This window comes from Microbacterium binotii, from assembly GCF_021398715.1.
In the GTDB taxonomy this organism is placed as follows: domain Bacteria; phylum Actinomycetota; class Actinomycetes; order Actinomycetales; family Microbacteriaceae; genus Microbacterium; species Microbacterium binotii_A.
Genome location: NZ_CP090347.1, coordinates 2217831 through 2232790, shown reverse-complemented (window position 1 = coordinate 2232790; position 14960 = coordinate 2217831). Strand labels below are relative to the sequence as shown.

Below are 14960 nucleotides of genomic sequence, written 5' to 3'. Positions count from 1 at the left end.
GACGATCGGACGGAACGCATCGGCGCGCGTGCCCGGTTACGCCCGGCGCACTGAGTTGACCGGGAGGGCGGGCGATGTAAGGATTCCGTGTGGTCGGGTTAACGAATGCCGACTTCACGGTGAACTGTTCGTTCGCGCCGCCGGTCGCTCGGCTCTCCCTCCTTCTCCCTCTCCCCGAAAGCGAACGGTGGAAACCGCAGCACTGATCGTCGTCCTGATCATCGGACTCGCGCTCTTCTTCGACTTCACCAACGGCTTCCACGACACCGCGAACGCGATGGCCACGCCCATCGCGACGGGTGCCCTGAAGCCGAAGGTCGCCGTACTGCTGGCGGCGGGACTCAACCTCGTCGGAGCGTTCCTGTCGACCGAGGTGTCCAAGACGATCTCGCACGGCATCGTGCGAGAGGACCAGATCTCACCCGGAGCCTTCCTCCCGCTGATCTTCGCCGGGCTCATCGGCGCCATCACCTGGAACATGCTGACCTGGTTGCTGGGGCTTCCCTCGAGCTCGTCGCACGCGTTGTTCGGCGGGCTCATCGGCGCAACCCTCGTGGGCATCGGCGCCTATGCGATCGACTTCGGCGTCGTACTCAGCAAGGTCATCCTCCCGGCGCTGATCGCCCCGGTGACCGCGGGGGTGATCGCCTTCGCCGCGACCAAGCTCGCCTACGCCATGACCCGGCGCTACGACGGCAAGCCGGACGGCCGCGACGGCTTCCGCTGGGGGCAGATCTTCTCCTCCTCCCTCGTCGCCCTCGCCCACGGTACGAACGACGCACAGAAGACGATGGGTGTCATCACCCTCGCGCTGATCATGGCCGGCTGGCAGGACTCGGCCCACGCCGATCCCCAGCTCTGGGTCATCTTTGCCTGCGCCTTCACGATCGCCCTCGGCACGTACATGGGCGGCTGGCGCATCATCCGCACGCTCGGCAAGGGCCTCACCGACGTGAAGCCGGCCCAGGGATTCTCCGCGGAGAGCTCCACTGCCGCCACGATCCTCGCCTCCAGCGCCCTCGGCTTCGCGCTGTCGACCACGCAGGTGGCATCCGGCTCGGTCATCGGTTCCGGGCTCGGTCGCCGCGGCGCGAAGGTGCGCTGGCGGACGGTCGGTCGGATCACGATCGGATGGCTCCTCACGCTTCCCGCCGCCGGCATCGTCGGCGCGGCGGCGGCCCTCATCGTCGCCTGGCTCGGCCCGTGGGGCATCGCGATCGACGCGGTCCTGGCCGTGATCATCGTGCTTCTGCTCTTCCTGCGCTCGCGCCGCGACGAGGTCACCGCCGCCAACGCCATGAGCGAGGTCGCCGACTCCGGTCGCGCCGTCAAGGTCAAGCGCAACCCGCCGCCCACGCGTCGCCAGCGTCGCTTGGAGCGCGAGCGGGCCCGTCAGGAGAAGGGACAGCGCTGATGGACATCCAGATCGATTGGCTCGCCTTCGTGCAGGTCTTCTTCGCCGCCCTCATCGCTGCCGTCGCCGTGGTGGGAAGCTACGCGCTCGGACTCCGGATGCTGGTGCGCGCCGGACGGGCGCCGGTGGTGGCGCCGGCGGAGTTCACCGACGCGATCACCGTCATGACGGACAAGCAGCGCGCCAAGGCGGAGAAGGCCGCGGCGAAGGCCGCCAAGCGCTCGCCGCTGACCGACGCGCAGAAGCGGGCGGCCTTCGCGGTCGCGTGCGCGGCCTTCGGTTTCTGCGCGCTCGCGGTGCTGTCGGGACTCCTGCTCATCGTCATCGGCCACTGATCACCGCGTCGGCGGCGGGTCGTAGGGTGGCGGTATGAGTGCCACATCCGCCGCCGTGCAGTTCGGGCAGCATCCGCCTGCGCTGCGCACGATCGTCCACCTGAGCGACACGCACCTCCTCGCCGGCAACGCGCCGCTGGGCGGGCGCTACGACACACTGGCGAACCTGCGGCGCACCGTCGCCGCGATCGATCGCACCCGCATCCGCCCCGACGCGGTCGTGTGCACGGGTGACCTCACCGACCTGGGCGAGCCCGAGGCCTACCGCGCGCTGCGCGAGGTGCTCGAGCCTGCGGCCGAGCGGTGGGGTGCGCCGCTGGTCTGGGTCGCGGGCAACCACGACGAACGCGCGCCGCTGCGCGCCGAACTCCTGGGCGCTGCGGCGAGCGACGAGCCCGTCACCGCCGTCCACGACCTCGACGGCCTGCGTCTGATCGTCCTCGATTCCACGGTGCCGGGCTGGCACCACGGCGAGATCGACGACGCGCAGCTGGCGTGGCTCGCCGATGTGCTGGCGACGCCCGCGCCGCTGGGGACGCTTCTGGCACTGCATCACCCGCCGTTGCCCAGCCACATCCCGTTCTTCGACATCCTCGAGCTGCGTGAGCAGCACCGACTGGCCGACGTGGTCCGCGACAGCGATGTGCGCGGCATCCTCGCCGGGCACCTCCACCACTCGACCTCGGGCACCTTCGCCGGTGTGCCCGTGAGTGTCGCCGCTGCGACGTGCTACACGATGGATCTCGCGCGCCCCGCGGACGAGGTCAACGGGATGGATGCGGGGCAGTCGTTCCACCTCGTGCACATCTACGACGACACCGTCACGCATGCGGTCGTGCCCGTCGTCGATGCCGAGGCGGCGGACTTCTTCACGCCGGAATGGGTCGCGGAGATGGCCGCTCTCACGCCTGCGGAGCGGCTCGACGCCTTCTCGCGCAAGCGTCCCCGCTGACGCTCGCCGCCCGGGAGAGCAGCCGGTTCGGGGTGTACGCCGTGTCCGGTGTCACGCGCGAGCACGGCGATTAGGCTCGGTCAGGCAACCGGCCGACGACCCACAAGGACAACGCATGCCAGAGCACGCAACGACGCGTACCCGTACCGAGACCGACTCCCTCGGGAGCCTCGAGATCCCCGTGGATGCCTACTGGGGCATCCACACGGCACGGGCCCTCGAGAACTTCGACATCTCCAAGCGCCCGATCTCCGTCTACCCCGACCTCGTGGTGGCGCTCGCGATGGTCAAGCAGGCCTCCGCGCGGGCGAACCGGGAGATCGGCGTGCTCGATGCGGAACGCGCGTCGCTCATCGACCGCGCCGCTCAGGAGGTCATCTCGGGGCGCCATCACGACCAGTTCGTGGTCGGCGTCATCCAGGGCGGCGCCGGAACCTCGACCAACATGAACGCCAACGAGGTCATCACCAACGTGGCGCTCGAGCTCGCCGGTCGCGAGAAGGGCGACTACGCGTTCCTCTCGCCGATCGATCACACCAACCGCAGCCAGTCGACGAACGACGTGTACCCGACCGCGATCAAGGTCGGCCTCTCGCTCACCCTGCAGAGCCTCCTGGTCGAGCTCGACCTGCTGCGCCAGGCGTTCCTCGACAAGGCGCGCGAGTTCCACGACGTGCTCAAGGTCGGCAGGACGCAGCTGCAGGATGCGGTGCCGATGACGCTCGGGCAGGAATTCCACGGCTTCGCCACGACTCTGGGGGAGGACCTGCACCGGTTGCGGGAGAACGCCTGGCTGCTGCACGAGGTCAACATGGGTGCGACGGCCATCGGCACGGGCATCACGACGCATCCGGACTACGCACCCGCGGTGCTTCGCCACCTGCGCGAGGTCACCGGACTGGATCTTGCAACGGCCGACGACCTCGTCGAGTCCACGAGCGACACGGGCTCGTTCATGTCCTTCTCGTCCTCGCTCAAGCGCAACGCGATCAAACTCTCCAAGATCTGCAACGATCTGCGGCTGCTCTCCAGCGGTCCGCAGGCGGGCCTGGGCGAGATCAACCTGCCCGCACGGCAAGCGGGCTCCAGCATCATGCCCGGCAAGGTGAACCCCGTCATCCCCGAGGTCGTGAACCAGGTGGCGTTCGCCGTCGTCGGCGCGGACATGACGGTCACGATGGCGGTCGAGGGCGGCCAGCTGCAATTGAACGCCTTCGAGCCGGTGATCGCGCACTCGATCTTCCAGTCGATCACCTGGATGCGGCAGGCCATGTGGACGCTGCGGGTGAACTGCGTCGAGGGCATCACCGCCAATCACGACCGCCTGGGCGCCATGGTCGGCTCCTCGGTGGGGGCGATCACCGCTCTGACGCCCTTCATCGGCTACGCGGCCGCCGCGGCGCTCGCGAAGACGGCGCTGCTCACCGGCCGCAACGTCGCCGATCTCGTGGTCGAGGCCGGCCTCATGCCGCGCGACGAGGTGCTCAAGCAGCTTTCGCCCGCGCGACTGTCGGGGCTCGAGGCCATCACGGCGGCCATCCCGATCATCGATACGAGCCTCACTCCGACCCAGGACTGAGTGTCGTCCGTGCGGCCGCCAGGCGCAGCCGATAACGTCGGAGCCGATAACGTCGGAGCGCGCACCGTGCCCGCGCCGAATCAGGAGGAATCATGACCGACCCGACCGGATCGCCCGAGAACACCCCGCCGGTCCCGCCGGCTTATCCCGCTGCGCCCCCGGCCTATCCGACGGCGCCCCCGGCCTACGAGACGGCGCCGCCGGCTGCCGGCCAGGTTCCCGGTCCGCCGACCCCCGGCGCACCGGTGCCGGGCAAGACGCTCGGCATCGTGGCGCTCATCGTGGCGTTCTTCGCGCAGCTGATCGGCCTCATCCTCGGCATCGTCGCGCTGGTGCAGAGCCGCAAAGCCGGCGTGCGCAACCTACCCGCGGTGTGGGCCATCATCGTCAGCTCCGTGCTCATGGTGATCGGGATCATCGTGGGGATCATCCTCATCGTGAGCTTCGTGAGCGTCTTCGACCAGGCGATGAGGTACTGCCTGGAGAATCCCAACGGCTCCTACCAGATCAACGGGGTGACGCAGTCCTGCACCTCCCGCTGAATCGATCTGCGACGACGATGGCCCCCACCTGCCGGTGGGGGCCATCGTCGTTCAGCCGAGGATGCGGCAGTGCGTCGTGAGCGCCCCGATGCCGTCGATGCCGACCGTGACCGTCGAGCGATCGCGCAGGAAGATCTGCGGGTCGCGGGAGTACCCGGCGCCGCCCGGGCTGCCCGTGGAGATGAGCGTGCCCGGCAGCAGTGTGACCGACTGGGAGAGGTGGGACACCAGGGCGGACACCGGCCGGATCATCTGCCCCGTCGACGCATCCTGCACCGTGTGGCCGTCCACGACCGTCCAGATGTGGAGGTCCTGAGGGTCGGGCACCTCGTCGGCCGTGACCACGAACGGGCCGGTCGGGGTGAACCCGTCGAACGACTTGCAGCGCGACCACTGCGCCTCGGAGAACTGGATGTCGCGCGCCGTGACGTCGTTGACGACCGTGTAGCCCCACACGTGCTCCAGTGCGGTCTCCGGTGAGACGTTCTTCGCGGGTCGGCCGATGATCACACCCAGCTCCGCCTCATAGTCGACGGACTCGCTGAGGCTGCGCGGCCAGCTCGTGGTCTGCTCGTGCCCCGTGAGGGAATTCGGCCACAGCACGAAGACCGTCGGGGTCTGGTCGGTCTTCAGTCCCAGCTCGCCCGAGTGTGCGGCGTAGTTGAGGCCGACCGCGAGGATGACCGGTGGCGCGAGAACCGCTGACGCGAACTCGGTGCCCGCGAACCCGAAGCGTTCGACCTCGGGCGCTGCCGCGGCCTCCCGCACCCGCGCCAGCAGTTCGTCTCCGCCGAGGATGAGCTGCTCGAGAGTTCTCGGGGCGTGGGGGAAGAGGGCGTCGACGAAGGCGGCGGAGTCCTCGTCGACGACGACGAGTCTCGGCTCCGGATTCGCAGCGGTGCGGAGGTGGGCGAAGCGCATGCCCTCCACGCTACCGGCGGCGACCCTAGGCTGAGGGAATGACGACCCCCGACGGCCGCCCGACTCTCACCCCGCCGGCCTTCGATTCCGCGCTGGCGCAGCCGGTGCACGCCGCTCCGGCGCCGATCGCGGCACCCGCGACGTCACAGCCGCCGGTCGGCGCACCGGTCCGCCGCGCGTGGGGGCTCTACATCTGGGTCGGTGCGCTGCTCGTCGTCCTGCTGGTGGTGCTGGTCGGCTACTTCCTGGAGGCGATCGGTCCGGTCGCCTCGCTTCTGGGGGCGGTCCTCGCGCTACTGCCGCTGGCGGGCGTGCTGTGGGCTCTGCGCATCGTGGACCGCTGGGAGCCGGAGCCGAAGGGGCTCGTCATCCTCGCGCTCGGCTGGGGAGCCATCGCCGCGGTGGCACTGGCCCTGGGTGTCGATCTCGTGCTGCTGCTGACGTTCGGTCGCGGCGACACGCAGCTCGCGCTCCTGCTGCAGTCGGTCGTGCAGGCGCCGATCGTCGAAGAGATCGGCAAGGGCCTCGGCGTGCTCCTGATCTTCGCCGCCGCCCGACGTTTCTTCGACGGGCCGGTGGACGGCATCGTGTACGGCGGGCTGATCGGTGCGGGATTCGCCTTCACCGAGAACATCCAGTACTTCGCGAGCGCCTTCATCGAGGGCGGGTTCACGCAGGCCTCCGCCACGTTCTTCGTGCGGGGCATCCTCTCGCCCTTCGCCCACGTCATGTTCACCGCGGTCACCGGTTTCGCGCTGGGCCTCGCCGCTCGCCGCGGCGTCCGACTCGGCGGCGCGCTCGGGCCCTGGCTCCTGGGGCTCGTCGGCGCCATCGCCCTGCACGCGCTGTGGAACGGCTCCGCCCTCCTGGGTGATTTCTTCGCCCTGTACGCCGTGCTCCAGGTTCCGCTCTTCGTGATCTTCGTCGTCGCCATCGTGCTCCTGCGGCGCGAGGAGGCGCGCCTGACGCGGGCACGACTGGGGGAGTACGCGGCCGTCGGCTGGTTCACTCCGCAGGAGGTCGACATGCTCGCGACCGCAGCCGGGCGCCGTACCGCTCTCGCCTGGGCGCGGACGCTCACCGGCAACCGCGTGCCGATCATGCGCACCTTCATCGCGGATGCGACCGCATTGGCGGCGGCACGACAGCGCGCGATCAGCGGACGAGACCCGCGCGCGAGCGCGGAAGAGAGCGCGCTGCTGCAGCGCACAGTCGCCGCCCGCGCCGCCCTGTTCGCGCTCTGACCCGGGGCGTCATCTGAGCGAAACACCGCGTCGCTATCGTGAACCGACCAGTTCACTCGACGTCAGGAGCGTCCATGGCCGACTCGGCCCTTCGCGATCTCGCCGCCCTCCCCAAGGGGCATCTCCACGTCCATCTCGAGGCGGCCATGAGGCCCGCGACGCTCGCCGAGCTCGCCGAGGAGATGTCGGTCGAGATCCCGCCGGTGTCCGGCTTCTCCGGCTTCACGGCGTTCGCGGACATGTACCAGGGGCTGCTCGCGGTCCTTGCGCACCCGGAGAATCTCGTGCGGTTGATCGACGAGGCCGTGGCGGATGCGGCATCCGACGGCGCGGTCTACGTCGAGTTCGGCGTGAGTCCCCAGTTCTATCTCGAGACCTTCGGGACCGTGGAAGCGGCGCTGGACGCACACCTCGACGCCGTTCGCATCGCGGGCGAGCGTCACGGCGTCGAGGTGGGGCTCATGGTCACGGTCGATCGCACCGAGCCCCTCGACGAGGCGATCGCGCTCGCGAACGCGGCAGCGGCACGCGCCGATCGCGGTGTCGTGTCCCTCGGGCTCGCGAACGAGGAGCGGGGCTATCCCGCCGCCGACTTCGCTCCCGCGTTCGACATCGCCCGTGCCGCAGGTCTCCAGTCCGCCCCCCACGCGGGCGAGCTGGTGGGCCCGGAGTCGGTGTGGCAGGCCATCGACGACCTGGGCGCCTCGCGGGTGCTGCACGGAGTGCGGGCGATCGAGGATCCGGCGCTCGTGGCCGAGCTGGCACGGCGCGGGATCTGCCTCGACACCTGCCCCACCTCCAATCTGCTGCTGGATGTCGTCGACGACCTCGCCCGCCACCCGCTGCCGCAGCTGCTGGATGCCGGAGTGCGGTGCTCCATCAACGCGGACGATCCGATCCTGTTCGGTCCCGGGATCCTCGACGAGTACGTCGTCGCACGCGAGCAGATCGGCCTGACGGACCGGCAGCTCGCCGCGTGCGCGTGGAGCTCGATCGAGACCACGCTGGCGGGCGACGCTCTCAAGGCCCGCGCGAAGGCCGACATCGAGGCATGGCTGGGGGAGGCGCTGTGACCGATCTCCACTTCGGCGTCTTCGAGGTCTACGCCCCGCAGGTCGGCGGTACCTACAGCTGGGCGCACCCGCTGTGCGACGCCGCGGACTACCTCGACCCCGACCGCTGGGTGCGCATGGCGAAGATCATGGACCGCACCGGGTACGACTTCCTCTTCTTCGCCGACGGCTTCGGCTATCCGATGCAGAACGGCGACATCAGTGCGGCCTGTCTGTCCGCGGCCATCAACTTCTCAGGTCTCGATCCGTCGACCATCATCCCGATCCTCGCCCGAGAGACGGAGACGCTGGGATTCGTCGTGACGGCCACGACGGGAATGGATCATCCCCTGCCGTTGGCGCGCCGTTTCAGCACCCTCGATCACCTCACGCGGGGGCGCATCGGCTGGAACGTGGTCACGGGTGCCTCGCAGAACGCCGTCGCCGAGCTCTTCGGACACCCGGAGATGGTGGCGCACGACACGCGATACGAGATGGCGGAGGAGTACGTGTCCCTCGCCCGCAGCTACTGGGAGCAGTCCTGGGACGACGACGCGCTCGTGGCGGATGCGGCCTCCGGCGTCTACATCGACCCGTCCCGCATCCATCGCACCCAGTTCGAGGGCGCCCACTACCGCTCGCGCGGCTACTTCGGTGCCCCGCCGTCGCCGCAGCGCACCCCCGTGATCTTCCAGGCCGGAACCTCTCCGAAGGGTCGCGCGCTCGCGGCCTCCCATGCCGAGGGCGTGTTCGTGCAGGCCACGACGCCCGAGCACACGGCGGCGGCCGTCGCCGACATCCGCCGCCGCGCCGCCGAGGCGGGACGCGATCCCGACGACATCCGCATCATGGCCGGGCTCACCGCGATCGTGGACGAGACGCAGGCCGGTGCCGAGCAGCTCTGGCGCGAGTTCCACGGCATGCAGTCGGACGAGGTCGTGGCGGCGCTGTACGCCGGCAACACCGGCATCGATCTGCTCACGCTCGATCCCGACAAGACCCTGGCGGAGGTCGTGGCCGCCGGCGGCATCGTCGGTCAGATGGGCACGAGCAACATCGAGCGCTTCCTCGGTCGCGACGGTTCGCCGGCGCCGACCGTTCGACAGATCCTCGACGACCTCCGCGGCAAGGGCACACGTGGGTTCCGGATCGTGGGGGATGCCGATCACGTCGCCGACCGCGTCGACGAGCTCGCTGATCGGACGGGGCTCGACGGCTTCCTCTTCGAGCCGGTCTTCGGAACGCGCGACGTCGAGGCGTTCGGGGAGCTGGTGCTGCCACGCCTTCGCGAGAGAGGCCGACTGGCCGCGCCTGCCGGCCCGACGCTGCGCGAGCGGATGCGGGAGCGCCCGGGAGCCCGTCTGGGGTGAGGTGGGAAAGACTCAGCGCCCGGTGCCGCGGCGATGCCTGCGTGACTCCCGAGCGCTGAGTTGTTCTGATGTCAGGATCCACCCCTCGCCGGGTGCTGTCAAGAGGCTCGGCCGCGCCTCGCGGGCGGCCTCGACGTGCTTGGATGGAGACATGACTGACAACCGCACGAAGCCCGAGTTCGACGCTCCCGCAGGACCCGCTCCCACCGAGCTCGTCATCCGCGACATCATCGTCGGAGACGGCGAAGAGGCGAAGCCGGGCGACAACGTCACGGTGCACTACGCCGGCGTCGAGTACGAGTCCGGCGAAGAGTTCGACTCCTCCTGGGGACGTGGCGAGAGCATCCAGTTCCCGCTGCGCGGCCTCATCCAGGGCTGGCAGGACGGCATTCCGGGCATGAAGGTCGGCGGTCGCCGCGAGCTCGTGATCCCGCCGCACCTGGCGTACGGCCCCGCCGGCGGTCACTTCCTTGGGGGCAAGACGCTCATCTTCATCATCGACCTGCTGAAGGTCGGCTGACACGACCTCTGGAAAGGCCCCGGGAATCCGGGGCCCTTCCCCGTGGGGCCACCGGAAGTTCTTAAGACTCTCGTCAGAATTTTGCATTCAAGGGAATACGTTCCCGGGGGATGCGGTTGACTGGACTCGACGCCGCGAAACGCGCGGCCCTGGTTTTGGAGCGAACATGACCGACACGAACGTAATCGAGATCCCCGGATACAAGGCCGGCACCTGGACGCTGGACGCCTCACACAGCGAGGTCACCTTCGCGGTGCGTCACATGATGATCTCGAAGGTGCGCGGCACCTTCGGTGTGAAGAGCGCCACGATCATCGCTCCGGAGAACCCGCTCGAGGCGAAGGTCGAGGCCACGGTGGACGTGGCCTCCATCGACACCAAGGACGAGGGCCGCGACGGCCACCTGCGTTCGGCCGACTTCTTCGACGTCGAGAACTACCCCACGATGACCTTCGTCTCGACGGGCGTGCGTTACGAGAAGGGCGACTTCCTGGTGGACGGCGACCTGACCATCAAGGACGTCACCAAGCCCGTCACGTTCGAGCTCGAGTTCGGCGGCTTCGGCACCGACCCGTGGGGCAACTACAAGGCCGGCGCCACGGCCAAGACCGTCATCAACCGCGAGGAGTTCGGCCTCACCTGGAACGCCGCGCTCGAGACCGGCGGCGTGCTCGTCGGCAAGGACGTCACGATCGAGCTCGACCTGCAGGGCACGGTCGCGGCCTGATCGCACACGAAGGGGACGGATGCAGCCGCGTCCGTCCCCTTCGTCATGTCCGGGCTCGGCGCCGCAGTCGGTCCTGCGCGAGGAGGATGCCCAGGAAGACGACGAGGGCGCCGGCGGGCTCGTTCCACGACACCGTCTCGCCGAGCACGATGGCGCCGAGGACGACGCCCACGACGGGCGTGATGTAGGTGACGGTCGAGGCGCGTGTCGGACCCCAGGCGCGGAGGACGTTCTGGTTCCAGATGTAGGCGACACCGGTGCCGAGGCAGCCGAGGAGCACGAGGCAGATGACGATCGGCGCATCCAGTCGTACCGGCGTCAGCGCGATCAGCGGCGTCAGAGCGAGCATGATCACGGCCGCGATCCCGATGTTCAGGAACGAGAAGACCAGAGGGCTCATGCCGCTGTCGGACGTGAAGCGGCGCATGTAGGCGAGGCTGAAGCCGTAGCAGGCCGTGGCGCCGAGGATGGCGAACTGGGCGATGAGGCTCTGATCGGGGGCGAGGCCCTGCCAGGGCGCGATGATGACCATCACCCCGAGGATGCCGATGAGGATCCCCGCGATCTGGACGATGCGCAGCTTCTCGACGCGGAACACGGCCCACGCCATCACCGCGGTCATGATCGGGGTTGTGGCGTTGTAGATGCTCGCCAGCCCCGAGGTGACGTGCTGCTGCGCCCAGGAGAACAGCAGGAACGGAACGACGCAGAACGAGAGCGCCAGCACGAACATGTGCGCCCACACCACGAGCCGTCTCGGAAGACTCTCCCGTCGGATGGCCACGAAGATCCCCAGCGTCACCGCCCCGAGCACGAGCCGCGACCACGCGACCTGGGCGGGGGAGAGCCCGCCGAGCGCGACCTTCATGAACAGGAAACTGGAGCCCCAGATGATGCCGGTGAGCACGAACTGCACGGCGATGACCGCCTGGCGGGGCGGGGCGGCGGAGCGCGCGACGGGGAGCACGCACCGACTCTAGTGAGGGCCGCGGACCTTCCGGACTCCCGGCGGATGCGATGTCCGAAAGGCGCCGCACAACGGCAGCGTGCCGCCGCTCAGGGCACCGGGTGGAGGGCGTCGTACGCGCGGAAGCCGGGGCTGAGACGCACCAGCACCCCGACCAGCGCGACGATGACGATGCCGCCCAGCAGAGGCGGGAACCACAGCGTCGTGAGGGTCGCGAGGCTACCGGCGTAGAGCGCTCCGACGCGGGGGCCGCCCGCCACGACCACCACGAAGATCCCCTGCAGGCGCCCGCGCATCGCGTCGGGCACAGCGGACTGCATCATGGTCGACCGGAAGATCGCGCTGATGTTGTCGGCCGCGCCCGAGACGGCGAGCACCGCGCAGGCGGCGGCGATCAGGACGACGTTGACGTCCCCGCCCGCGAACCACCCGAGGCTCGCAGCGACCAGCACGAGTCCGAATGCGGCGATCGCGCCGCCGTAGACCTGGATGGAGCGCTCGATGCCCACTCCATGGCGGCGCACGCGGCCGATCGGGCCCGAGAACAGACTCGACAGGAACGCGCCCGCCGCGACCGCCGCGGTGAGGATGCCGGTCGTGACCGGTCCGCCTCCCAGCAGCACGGCGCCGATGCCGGGGAAGAGGGCGAGAGGCTGCCCGAACGTCATCGCGATGATGTCCAGGAGGTACTGCATCCGGATGTTGCGTGCGCGGCGCAGGAATGCCCAGCCGTCGCGCAGCGAGTCGAGACCGGGCCTGACGATCGCGCCCTCCGGGCGGAGCCTCGGCAGGGTCCACAGGCCCAGGAACAGCGAGGTCATGAGCACGACGTCGATCGAGTAGGTCCATGCGTAGCCGGCGGTGGCGACCAGCACGCCCGCGAGAGCAGGACCGGCCATCACCATGATGCCGACGGTGACGCCGTTGAGGGCGGCCGCCGCAGGCAGCAGCTCACGCGGCAGCAGCCGCGGCGTGATCGCGGACTTGGTCGCCATCACGACCGAGTTCGCGGCGGAGTTGACGATGCTCAGCGCGTAGAGCCACCAGACGGTCTCGTCGCCGGACCAGGCCAGAGCCGCGAGCAGCGCCGTGGACGCGAAGGTGATGCAGGCCGCGACCAGGGCGACCATGCGCCGATCGAACGCGTCGGCGAGCATCCCTCCGTACAGCCCGGCGAGGACCATCGGAACCAGACCCGCCACCGCGACCATCGCCACGGCGAAGTCGGAGCCGGTGAGGGCGTAGACGTGCAGCATGACCGCGACGATCGTCAGTTGCCCGCCGAGACCGGCGAGCGTGGAGCCGATCCACATCCGCGCGTACGGCGCGCTGGTCGTGAGGGGGCGCACGTCGATCAGGTGGCGCGCGATCCGCGTCCTCACTCCGCGACCTCGATGCGCTTGATGCGGGCGCCGTGACCCGTGCGGATCGTGACGTCCGCGCGGCGGACGCCGAGGTGCGCGGCCAGCGCTGCGATGACCCCCGCGTTGGCGGCGCCGTCGACCGCGCGCTCGCGCACGTGCACGGTCAGCGCGCCGTCCGCATCCGACTCGACGAGGGGACCGCGACGGCTGCCGGGCTTGACGCGGACGGTGAACTGCACGCGTGCGAGCGTATCGCGGCGGGAGCGGTCGGGGTCGGTGTCGAACGCTGGTAGACTTTCGAGGTTGCCGTTCGATCGGCCGCGGATAAAGAGAGCCCCCGGATCAGCCGGAGGGCGCCGCGCAACGAGGAGAAAGGGGATCCCATCTATGGCACTCGAGAACGACGTCAAGAAGGCGATCATCGAAGAGTACGCGACGCACCCCGGTGACACCGGATCCCCCGAGGTGCAGGTCGCGATGCTGACGCAGCGCATCAAGGACCTCACCGAGCACCTCAAGGAGCACAAGCACGACCACCACTCGCGTCGTGGTCTGTTCCTCATGGTCGGTCAGCGCCGTCGCCTGCTGGGCTACCTGCAGGACATCGACATCAACCGCTACCGTTCGCTCATCGAGCGTCTCGGTCTGCGCCGCTGATCGCAGCGCGATCGCGTATATCGCTTTCTTCGAAGGCCGCCCCACGGTGTGGGGCGGCCTTCGCTTTTGTATGCCCGCCGCATCCTCAACCACCTCCCCTCCCAAAGACCGCGAGACTGCACTTCCCGCACGAGATCACGGTGTTTACCCGTGATCTCGTGCGAACGATGCAGTCTCGCGGCTGGGAGGGGCGGGTCAGGCGCGGGCGGCCAGGAGGTCCGCGTGGTGGATCGCCGCCACATCCGGGTGTGCGCGCAGCCGCGACTTCAGCGCGTTCTCGCCGTAACGGGCGTAGATGGGGTTCGTGGGATCCTCGGTCACGCCCCGCGAACGTGCCGCGAGCTCGGGCGGGAGCTGGATGAGGGGCAGCTGGGCATCGAGCGCCGGGTTGAAGAAGAACGGCACCGAGATGCGGTCCTCGGGGTAGCGGGGCGAGACGACGCGGTGGTTGGTGGCGATGAGATACCCCTGGGTCGCGTACTCGAGGAGCTCGCCGATGTTGACGACGAACGCACCGTCGACCGGGGGTGCGTCGACCCATCCGCCGTCGCGCTCCACCTGCAGCCCGCCCTTGCCCGGCTCGACCCAGAGCAGGGTCAGGACGCCGGAGTCCTTGTGGGCGCCGACGCCCTGCTGCGGCTCGGGCTCGCGGCTGCCGGGGTAGCGGACGATCTTGATGAGCGTGCCCGGGTCCGCGAAGTACGGGTCGAAGAAGTCCTCCGCGGCGCCCAGCGCCAGCGCCCACTGGCGCAGCAGCGTGATCGCGACCTCGCTCAGCCGGTCGTGCCATTCCTGTACGACCTCGCGCAGTTCCGGAAGAGCCTCGGGCCAGAGGTTGGGGCCGGTGAGGCGTTCGAAGTCGGGAGCGGCGGGATCGGTCACGGCCTCGCGCTCGGGTCCGATGTCGATCTGCTCGCGCCAGTCGACCTGGCCCTGCGTGCGCTCGCCGCCGATGCGCGTGTATCCACGGAAGTGCGGGCTGTTGACGTTCTCGATCGCCAGCTTGTCGGCCTCGGGCAGTGCGAAGAAGGCGCGCGCGACCTTCTCGAGGCGCAGCGCCAGGTCGTCGACGCCGGTGCCGGTGAGATAGAAGAAGCCCACCTCGTGCGTCGCCCGGCGCAGGTCGTCGCGGAACGCGGCGACCGCATCCGGACCGTCGGAAAGGCGGGAGAAGTCCAGGACGGGAAGGGATGGCGTGCTCATGCACCGAAGGTACGTCCCGGCGTCGCGCCGCGGAGAAATATTGCTGAGCGTTACCGCACGGCGTGGAATTTGCCTCCGGTCGTAACAGGAGTAATCTCGCTCCGGGCTTAGGT

General features: G+C 69.3%; 16 protein-coding genes. 11 read left to right on the top strand and 5 right to left on the bottom strand.

Annotation, left to right across the window (positions count from 1 at the left end):
* The first annotated feature begins 187 nt into the window (after positions 1–187).
* From LXM64_RS11155 to LXM64_RS11135, 5 genes are all read left to right on the top strand, one after another.
* Positions 188–1414, top strand: a complete 1227-nt coding sequence (locus tag LXM64_RS11155) for an inorganic phosphate transporter (protein WP_137416529.1) — start codon at positions 188–190, stop codon at positions 1412–1414.
* A complete protein-coding gene (locus LXM64_RS11150; RefSeq protein ID WP_234073261.1) occupies positions 1414–1749 on the top strand; it encodes a peptidase in 336 nt (111 codons plus the stop codon). The genes LXM64_RS11155 and LXM64_RS11150 overlap by 1 nt, the downstream gene beginning before the upstream one ends.
* A gap of 34 nt (positions 1750–1783) precedes the next feature.
* Positions 1784–2701: a phosphodiesterase gene (locus tag LXM64_RS11145; protein ID WP_234073260.1), complete on the top strand. Its 918-nt coding sequence runs from the start codon at positions 1784–1786 to the stop codon at positions 2699–2701.
* 115 nt (positions 2702–2816) lie between these two features.
* Positions 2817–4280, top strand: coding sequence for an aspartate ammonia-lyase (locus LXM64_RS11140; protein WP_234073259.1), 1464 nt, complete (start codon positions 2817–2819; stop codon positions 4278–4280).
* Between the two features lie 92 nt (positions 4281–4372).
* Positions 4373–4822, top strand: a complete 450-nt coding sequence (locus LXM64_RS11135) for a DUF4190 domain-containing protein (protein WP_234073258.1) — start codon at positions 4373–4375, stop codon at positions 4820–4822.
* Between the two features lie 51 nt (positions 4823–4873).
* On the opposite strand, the gene LXM64_RS11130 is transcribed toward LXM64_RS11135, so the two are convergent.
* Complete coding sequence (locus LXM64_RS11130; protein WP_234073257.1) at positions 4874–5743, bottom strand: fumarylacetoacetate hydrolase family protein; 870 nt, start codon at positions 5741–5743, stop codon at positions 4874–4876.
* Between the two features lie 38 nt (positions 5744–5781).
* Here LXM64_RS11130 and LXM64_RS11125 point away from each other — a divergent pair, with 38 nt between their 5' ends.
* The 5 genes from LXM64_RS11125 (at position 5782) to LXM64_RS11105 (ending at position 10656) form a co-directional block, all read left to right on the top strand.
* Positions 5782–6987, top strand: coding sequence for a PrsW family intramembrane metalloprotease (locus tag LXM64_RS11125; RefSeq protein ID WP_234073256.1), 1206 nt, complete (start codon positions 5782–5784; stop codon positions 6985–6987).
* Positions 6988–7061: 74 nt separating this feature from the next.
* On the top strand, positions 7062–8060 hold the full coding sequence (add, locus tag LXM64_RS11120) for an adenosine deaminase (protein ID WP_234073255.1): 999 nt from the start codon (positions 7062–7064) through the stop codon (positions 8058–8060).
* Complete coding sequence (locus tag LXM64_RS11115; protein ID WP_234073254.1) at positions 8057–9409, top strand: NtaA/DmoA family FMN-dependent monooxygenase; 1353 nt, start codon at positions 8057–8059, stop codon at positions 9407–9409. Before add ends, LXM64_RS11115 begins: the two co-directional genes overlap by 4 nt.
* 151 nt (positions 9410–9560) lie before the next feature.
* The gene (locus tag LXM64_RS11110; protein WP_137416538.1) at positions 9561–9929 is read left to right on the top strand and encodes an FKBP-type peptidyl-prolyl cis-trans isomerase; all 369 of its coding nucleotides are present in this window, start codon (positions 9561–9563) and stop codon (positions 9927–9929) included.
* A gap of 166 nt (positions 9930–10095) precedes the next feature.
* Complete coding sequence (locus tag LXM64_RS11105) at positions 10096–10656, top strand: YceI family protein (protein ID WP_137416539.1); 561 nt, start codon at positions 10096–10098, stop codon at positions 10654–10656.
* Between the two features lie 43 nt (positions 10657–10699).
* Here the strand turns inward: LXM64_RS11105 and LXM64_RS11100 are convergent, their stop codons facing one another.
* The 3 genes from LXM64_RS11100 to LXM64_RS11090 all read right to left on the bottom strand — a co-directional run bounded on the left by LXM64_RS11100 (position 10700) and on the right by LXM64_RS11090 (position 13226).
* Positions 10700–11623 carry a DMT family transporter gene (locus LXM64_RS11100; protein ID WP_267955101.1) on the bottom strand — a complete coding sequence of 308 codons (924 nt, stop codon included), beginning with the start codon at positions 11621–11623 and terminating at the stop codon, positions 10700–10702.
* Positions 11624–11712: 89 nt separating this feature from the next.
* Positions 11713–12936 (bottom strand): MFS transporter, encoded by a 1224-nt coding sequence (locus LXM64_RS11095; RefSeq protein WP_234075465.1) that lies wholly within the window; start codon positions 12934–12936, stop codon positions 11713–11715.
* 65 nt (positions 12937–13001) lie between these two features.
* Entirely contained in the window at positions 13002–13226 is a 225-nt protein-coding gene (locus LXM64_RS11090) for a DUF167 domain-containing protein (RefSeq protein WP_234073253.1), read from the bottom strand.
* A 148-nt stretch (positions 13227–13374) separates the two neighbouring features.
* Here LXM64_RS11090 and rpsO point away from each other — a divergent pair, with 148 nt between their 5' ends.
* Positions 13375–13644, top strand: coding sequence for a 30S ribosomal protein S15 (rpsO, locus tag LXM64_RS11085; protein ID WP_137416542.1), 270 nt, complete (start codon positions 13375–13377; stop codon positions 13642–13644).
* A 195-nt stretch (positions 13645–13839) separates the two neighbouring features.
* On the opposite strand, the gene LXM64_RS11080 is transcribed toward rpsO, so the two are convergent.
* A complete protein-coding gene (locus LXM64_RS11080) occupies positions 13840–14847 on the bottom strand; it encodes an isopenicillin N synthase family dioxygenase (RefSeq protein WP_234073252.1) in 1008 nt (335 codons plus the stop codon).
* Positions 14848–14960: the final 113 nt, after the last annotated feature.

What these genes read in the sequence shown, in the direction of transcription:
- LXM64_RS11140 (WP_234073259.1), top strand. Translation starts at nt 2,817, where the DNA reads ATGCCAGAGCACGCAACGACGCGTACCCGTACCGAGACCGACTCCCTC.
- add (WP_234073255.1), top strand. Translation starts at nt 7,062, where the DNA reads ATGGCCGACTCGGCCCTTCGCGATCTCGCCGCCCTCCCCAAGGGGCAT.
- rpsO (WP_137416542.1), top strand. Translation starts at nt 13,375, where the DNA reads ATGGCACTCGAGAACGACGTCAAGAAGGCGATCATCGAAGAGTACGCG.
- LXM64_RS11135 (WP_234073258.1), top strand. Translation starts at nt 4,373, where the DNA reads ATGACCGACCCGACCGGATCGCCCGAGAACACCCCGCCGGTCCCGCCG.
- LXM64_RS11150 (WP_234073261.1), top strand. Translation starts at nt 1,414, where the DNA reads ATGGACATCCAGATCGATTGGCTCGCCTTCGTGCAGGTCTTCTTCGCC.
- LXM64_RS11125 (WP_234073256.1), top strand. Translation starts at nt 5,782, where the DNA reads ATGACGACCCCCGACGGCCGCCCGACTCTCACCCCGCCGGCCTTCGAT.
- LXM64_RS11080 (WP_234073252.1), bottom strand. Translation starts at nt 14,847, where the DNA reads ATGAGCACGCCATCCCTTCCCGTCCTGGACTTCTCCCGCCTTTCCGAC.
- LXM64_RS11110 (WP_137416538.1), top strand. Translation starts at nt 9,561, where the DNA reads ATGACTGACAACCGCACGAAGCCCGAGTTCGACGCTCCCGCAGGACCC.
- LXM64_RS11095 (WP_234075465.1), bottom strand. Translation starts at nt 12,936, where the DNA reads ATGTGGATCGGCTCCACGCTCGCCGGTCTCGGCGGGCAACTGACGATC.
- LXM64_RS11105 (WP_137416539.1), top strand. Translation starts at nt 10,096, where the DNA reads ATGACCGACACGAACGTAATCGAGATCCCCGGATACAAGGCCGGCACC.
- LXM64_RS11145 (WP_234073260.1), top strand. Translation starts at nt 1,784, where the DNA reads ATGAGTGCCACATCCGCCGCCGTGCAGTTCGGGCAGCATCCGCCTGCG.
- LXM64_RS11130 (WP_234073257.1), bottom strand. Translation starts at nt 5,743, where the DNA reads ATGCGCTTCGCCCACCTCCGCACCGCTGCGAATCCGGAGCCGAGACTC.